A 6153-nucleotide genomic window follows, 5' to 3' on the forward strand; every position below is an offset into this window, starting at 1 on the left:
ATCACTCCTCCGCCTGCTTGCCCGAATCCAGAGTTTTAAACAGAATATTGCTGGTCCCGGTCAATTTCCGGAACTGAACAATTTTATCGATGACCTCTTTCACCCCTTCCAAAACGATGTATTTCCTCCCGGTTAAAAGTGAAACCACCGTGTCCGGAGTAGCTTCGACCGTTTCAATCAAATCCGAATTCACGGTAAACGTACTTCCGTTGAAGCGGGTCAATTCAATCATTTTTCATTTTCCTCTCAGCGAAATGATGTAGAAGGGTAGATGAGTGATGAGTTTATTGTTCTTTTGCTCTTTAACCCATCTACCCTATCATGAATTGCCACATCAAGGTAATTATCGCTTTAACGTCAGAAGTTCCTGGAGCATTTCATCCGACGTGGTGATCACCCGGGAGTTGGCCTGAAATCCCCGCTGGGTGGTAATCATGCTGGTAAACTCCTGGGCAAGGTCCACGTTGGACATCTCGAGTGCCCCTACCGCGATGGAGCCCCGGCCTCCCGAGTTGGCGGTCCCGACGTTGGCCGTTCCGGAGTTGTTGGAGATCTGGTAGAGATTGCCACCCGCCTTAAGGAGCCCGCCCGGATTGACGAAGTTGGCCATGGCCAACTGGGCCAGAGCACTGGATTGGCCGTTGGTGAAGATTCCGGTGATCATCCCGGCTGAATCGGTGGTCACCATGTCGAGATCACCGGCCGGATAACCGTCCTGGAAAGAGACATGGGCGGTTGGCGCCCCGGAAAATTGGGTAAGATTTTCAAAGTTCAATAATACCTCAAGAGGTTCCGCAGCGCCTCCCCCCGGATTAAAGCTGATCTGGGCACCGGTAACGCTGTCGAATATCCCGTTGGTTGCAAAGGTTGTACTGCCGCTTCCAATAGAGGTTACATTGTCAGCCGGATCGAAGGCTTCCCAGTGCCACGTGTTGTTGGCGGATTTGGTAAAAATTACTGGTATATCATGAAGATTACCCAATGAGTCGAAAATTTCCGCCCGGGTGTTCCAGGAGTCTCCCATCGCGAAATTCGCGTCCAGGTTACCGTCAAACTGTAAATCCCCCGTGGCCTGCGGTTCCATCTGGGTGGTGAGGGGCAGGACGATATTGGAAAGTCCCCCGGTGACGTCGATGTTTCCGCCATCACCCGCCATCCAACCCTGTACCCGCAAGCCATTGGCATTGACCAGCGCTCCGTCGGCGGATAACTTAAAGGCGCCGTCCCGGGTGTAGAACTGTTGGGTGCCATCCCCAACAATGAAAAATCCGTCACCTTCAATGGCGAAATCAGTGGGGTTATCAGTGGTCTGGAGCCCACCCGGGGTGAATATAGTATCAATGGCCCCGATGGTCATCCCCAGGCCCACCTGTTTGGGGTTAACCCCACCCCGGCCTCCGGCCTGCGGCGTGCGAGCCCCGGATATAGTCTGGTTTAGAATGTCCTGGAAATTCACCCGGCCGGCCTTGAAAGCCACAGTATTCACGTTGGCGATATTGTTTCCGATCACGTCCATCCGAGTCTGATGGTTTTTCAAACCCGACACAGCAGTAAACATAGAACGCATCATGGTAGATCTTGCCTCCTCGGCAGAGCCTCCGCCTGGCGGTCCAGCTCCTGGTTCTATTCTACAATTACAACGCTGTCGATATTGGTGAAGACGTTCCCCCGCCGACTTTCCGAATCGATACAGGTGACGACCGTCCGGCGTGGAACGTTGACGACAAAAGCCAAATCCTGCATCATCAAAAGCGCGTCACGTCCGCCTTTTTCCTCCAGGCAACGCATCCCCTGGTGAAGACCCTCGAGTATCGCGGGATTCATGGAGATCCCCCGCTGTTCCAGGCGTTTTCGGGCGTGGGAAGAAAAAACGATCTCTTCCTGCTCGAGAATATTCCGGAATTCCTCACGCTGGGTCAGGGGACCTTCCCCCAAACGTCTGAGGGGCTGAACCGGCGGTATTGTGGGGATCGCCGGACGAAAACGGCTTAACTTGTCGACCATGTCAACCCTCCACTCCGACAATGTCTCGCATCGGGTACCTCTTTCCGTTCACCTCAAGGAACGCTTCCTGGTCCCGGAGAATCACCCCGTTGACTTTTCCGGCATTCCCATCTCTCAAGTGCACGGTTTTCCCAATCATTCCCCCCGCTTCCAGAAAGAGCAGCATGGAGAGGGTTTTATTGGTATTCTGCATCTCTTCCAGCGTCGAATACTGGGCGAGTTGCGCGCCGAATTCCCTTTCGTTCATCGGTTCCAGAGGATTCTGATGCCGGAGCTGCAATACGAGCAGCTGGAGAAAATCATGCCGATCCAAGGTGTTCTTCCCTCTGCTTTCGGAGGGCGATATTTCCTGCCAGCCACTGACCGGAAGAGTCGATACAAACATTTCCTCACCTCCTCAAACCACCAGATTCACATTGCCCGGCTCGCCAAGAAAACCAAAACGGCTATCTTCCGGAAAACCGGTATCATTAACTCGCTGGTCCACAATAAATGCCGGGGAAGTCCACTGCCGGGAAAACCGGCCGGAGCGATCTTCGCCCAAAAAGTTAGCGAAGGTCATTCCCTGTTCGTTCAGCCTGGCTTCCAGAATCGGTAATTGCCGTTCGATCAGTTCTCGGGTACGGGGATCGCTGATCTGCCACAGGCAGGACACCCGGTTTCCATCTTCGGTCAGACGGACGGTAATCGAACCCAACGTCTCGGGCTCCATCTTGATGACTACTTCTTTGGTGCCTCGCTCCCGGGATAGCGCATCGAAAATCCGGTTGAAAAATTCTGCGGTTTCTTCTGACCCGCTTCCGGCCGAGACCTGAAAGGCAAGATCCTTGACAATTCCGTCATTGGATTTGACTGATCCCGATACTTCTGAAGACAGATTCCGGAACAGTTCGCCAACCGGTTGCTTTTCTCCCGAACTGTTGCTCCGTTCCTGAAATGGGATTAGCGTTTCTGCGGCCCGTTCACCCACGAAGGTTGCTACAATCGGAGTGCCGGCCTGTCCCGGTCCAGGTTCAGGAAACCAAGAGGCTGGCTGGACGTTCGGGAGATTGTCTGGTTGGGTATTTACGCCGGACAAGACCGGATTATCCGGTTTGTTGGTGTGTTTTTCCAACTGGATGGTTTTCCCGTTCTCCGGTACCTCGCCCTCAGTGAAGATTTGATCGATACCCAGTTCAAACGACGGCTCCCCGGAATTTGCTCCGTCTACGTCCGACGCCGCCTGATTATCCACTGAACCATCTTCATCCTGCTCCGCGAGGATGCAAGCGACGAATTCGGGGTCCTGTCTCAAGCCTGGCATACCCAGTCCGGATACACATCCGGCGGCGTTTCCCATGCCGGGAATTCCAAGCCCTGTCAATAGACCGGCCAGATTTCCCAAAAAACCGATGATCGCCTCTTGGTTTCCCTGGAACGTGAACCGAAACTCACCGTTTTCCAGCTTCCCTCCGGTGAACTCCACGTTTCCTTTTTCCCCAAGGTCCAGGGTAAAGTGGATACTTTCCACTTCATCGAGAAATGCGGCGATGCCCTGCTTCCAGCGCTCCAGGTTTTCGAGCTGCCCCAGGCTATTGTTAACGAGGGCTGAGCCGACTGCTGTTTCAGACTGGTGACACGATGGCTGTATCGGGCAATTTCCTGCTCTGGAAGACAATGCGCCAGAGCCATTTCCCATCGTGTTACCGCAGGGCGTCAAGCGGGTTTCCCGCCGGGGTATCGGGCAGTTACCGACTCCGGAGGAGAGATTGTTCAATCCGTTACCCGGGATCCCGCACTCCAGGCTTTGGGCCGTGGTCAACTCCTCGCCCTCCCAAGAAATGTTCGAAAAAAGAGTCTCCTGTGCCGGATCACCCTCCCGTTGTAAATCCCGCTCGAGCAGGGCGGCGAAATTCTCCCCGGACAGCACGAAAGGGGATGATTTTTCCACTTTCCGGGAATTGTTCTCCGGCGGACTTATCAAGACAAATGGAATGTGCATGATTTTCACCTCCTTCCTATCATCGCTTTAGATATCTCCGTTGCCTGTTCCACATCCATGGCACTTAGAATGCGGGCCACTTCCCGTTCTTTCATCGTCGAAAGAATAGCCACCACCTCCTGTTGGCCAATATTTTCGAGTATTCTGGCGGCTTCGGCGGGCTCCATCGCCGCATAAATCCGGCTCAACCGCCATATCCCCTCCGGATCGATAGCCGGTTCCTCATTCTCTTCCATCAATCCCCGCTCGTCTTCCGGTCCTGCGATCAGTTCTTCCCTTGCTTCCGTCACCGGTTCACCTATGACCTCCGGATCCTGTCCGATCAACGGCGTTGCCTCTACAACCAGCGGTGGATTGGATGTAATTTCCGTGGCGGCAGTACTATCTACCGATGCTTCTTCATCTTTTACACCCCTGATTTGTTCCAGGTCCGGACCGGGAAAGAGCGGCTCGGCAACCGGTTCTTCCGGCGGAAGATCCGTCGAAAGTGAGTTCTGCGGGGCGGGAACCGCCTCCGGTGTTGCGGTTCTAAGGAAATCCAAAAAGGGAATTTCGATGATCCCGGTAAAATTCAAAAAGACCATTATGGTAATCCCGAAAAGCAAAAAAGGCAAAAAGTAATCGCCAATTGCTATCCTGGCCCGCGGCTTGGCCGACTGATCCTGCAATTTCCGGTCCTTCCCTGGTGTGTGGGAAGAACGCTTGTTTCCCTGCCTATTTCCTATGCCCGATTCCGGCTTGCGTGGGCGGCGAGCCGGCGGTTTTTTCTCCGGAGACATTTATTCACTCTCCCAGGATTTTACGCACATAATTCTGTGTTTCCTCAAAGGGGGGCACCCCCCCATATTCAACCACCCGCCCGGATCCGGCATTGTATGCGGCAAGCGCCAGACGGATATCTCCGAACCGATTGACCAGTCCCCTGAGGTAACGCATGCCCCCCTCGAGGTTCTGGCGGACATCGAAGGGGTCGTCCACCCCCAACATTCGTGCGGTCCCGGGCATAAGTTGCATGAGCCCCATGGCCCCTTTCGGAGAAACAACATCCGGATTGAAACCCGACTCTGCAGCAATGACCCGGTTGATAAATTCTTTCTCGAAGCCGTATTTCCGGGCGTATTTTTCGACCAGATGGTCGAATTCCTCCGGAGAGGAGGCATTCGGTATCCTTTTGATTTCCGGTTCGTGAAACTCTCTCCCTGACTGACCCACCGGATTGGTGGTCGGAGAAAATCCCCAAGGGGGATGGAAGCGGGATGCGATTTCGGAAATCCGGCTCATGACCCGATGTAGATTTTCCGGATAAGTTCTCATGGCTTACCTTCGAACATGAGCCTGGATAGCGATTTCGTCAAGGTTTTTCCGGTCATTGCGTTCCATTTCCAGGACGAAAGTCCCATAATCCTTTTCCCGGATCTTTTCGACCATTTTCCGTTCGGTCGCCGCTTCACACAAGGCTCGCCGGGTTTCCCGAATTTGTTCTTCCAACTGCCGCAATATGAGGCGGGTTTCCTGGATTCGTCGTTCCAGCTTCAGAAGATACTCCTCGTACATCAGTTCTTCAGGAAGGCCGTTCTCCCCATTGCGCCGCCTGACCGAAAGCTCCCGGAGCGTCCGCTCCTGATTACCGCTTATCATGTGCAGGAACTGTTCCTGGCTCTCAGCCAGCCTCTTCAGCTCCACCAGGCGTACGACGATAAGGTCTTCCCTTATTTTTTTTGTGTCCAGAACCTTCTGTAGCTTAAACTGATACCTCCTCATCCTTTGACCTCCCCAAAGAGCTTGCATAACTCGTCAAGACTCGCTTCAAATGGAATCTGCTCCGTGATCTCCTGCCGCAGGAACTCTTTAACCTGATGGATCATCCGCACGGCGTAATCGATCCGGGGATTGGTACCGGCCACATATGCTCCAATGTTGATCAGATCTTCGGCGTCCCGGTAGACGGCCAACACGTCACGGACCTTTTGGGCGAGAGCTTGCTGTTTGGCCGAAGTAACTTCCGGCATGAGCCGGCTCACACTTTGCAGCACGTCGATGGCCGGATAATGGCCCTCGTGCGCGAGCTTGCGGGACAACACGATATGGCCATCCAGGATACCGCGCACCGCGTCGGCGATCGGATCGTTCATGTCATCGCCTTCGACCAGTACCGCGTACAAGGCAGT

9 protein-coding genes are annotated in these 6153 nt (G+C 54.0%); all 9 read right to left on the bottom strand.

Annotation, left to right across the window (positions count from 1 at the left end; translation table 11 throughout):
• Nucleotide 1: 1 nt before the first annotated feature.
• Complete coding sequence (locus VLH40_09435; protein ID HSV32224.1) at nucleotides 2-232, bottom strand: flagellar FlbD family protein; 231 nt, start codon at nucleotides 230-232, stop codon at nucleotides 2-4.
• 111 nt (nucleotides 233-343) lie between these two features.
• Nucleotides 344-1570 (bottom strand): flagellar hook protein FlgE, encoded by a 1227-nt coding sequence (locus tag VLH40_09440; GenBank protein ID HSV32225.1) that lies wholly within the window; start codon nucleotides 1568-1570, stop codon nucleotides 344-346.
• Between the two features lie 53 nt (nucleotides 1571-1623).
• Nucleotides 1624-2004, bottom strand: coding sequence for a TIGR02530 family flagellar biosynthesis protein (locus tag VLH40_09445; protein ID HSV32226.1), 381 nt, complete (start codon nucleotides 2002-2004; stop codon nucleotides 1624-1626).
• Nucleotide 2005: 1 nt separating this feature from the next.
• Entirely contained in the window at nucleotides 2006-2389 is a 384-nt protein-coding gene (locus VLH40_09450; GenBank protein ID HSV32227.1) for a flagellar hook capping FlgD N-terminal domain-containing protein, read from the bottom strand.
• Nucleotides 2390-2401: 12 nt separating this feature from the next.
• Nucleotides 2402-3985: a flagellar hook-length control protein FliK gene (locus VLH40_09455; GenBank protein HSV32228.1), complete on the bottom strand. Its 1584-nt coding sequence runs from the start codon at nucleotides 3983-3985 to the stop codon at nucleotides 2402-2404.
• Between the two features lie 5 nt (nucleotides 3986-3990).
• Nucleotides 3991-4764, bottom strand: coding sequence for a hypothetical protein (locus VLH40_09460; protein ID HSV32229.1), 774 nt, complete (start codon nucleotides 4762-4764; stop codon nucleotides 3991-3993).
• A gap of 4 nt (nucleotides 4765-4768) precedes the next feature.
• On the bottom strand, nucleotides 4769-5299 hold the full coding sequence (locus VLH40_09465) for a lytic transglycosylase domain-containing protein (GenBank protein HSV32230.1): 531 nt from the start codon (nucleotides 5297-5299) through the stop codon (nucleotides 4769-4771).
• A gap of 3 nt (nucleotides 5300-5302) precedes the next feature.
• Complete coding sequence (gene fliJ / locus VLH40_09470; protein HSV32231.1) at nucleotides 5303-5746, bottom strand: flagellar export protein FliJ; 444 nt, start codon at nucleotides 5744-5746, stop codon at nucleotides 5303-5305.
• Nucleotides 5743-6153 (bottom strand): flagellum-specific ATP synthase FliI (gene fliI / locus VLH40_09475; GenBank protein HSV32232.1); only part of this gene is annotated, 411 nt, incomplete at its 5' end. The genes fliI and fliJ, both read right to left, overlap by 4 nt.

The organism is Atribacteraceae bacterium (assembly GCA_035477455.1).
In the GTDB taxonomy this organism is placed as follows: domain Bacteria; phylum Atribacterota; class Atribacteria; order Atribacterales; family Atribacteraceae; genus DATIKP01.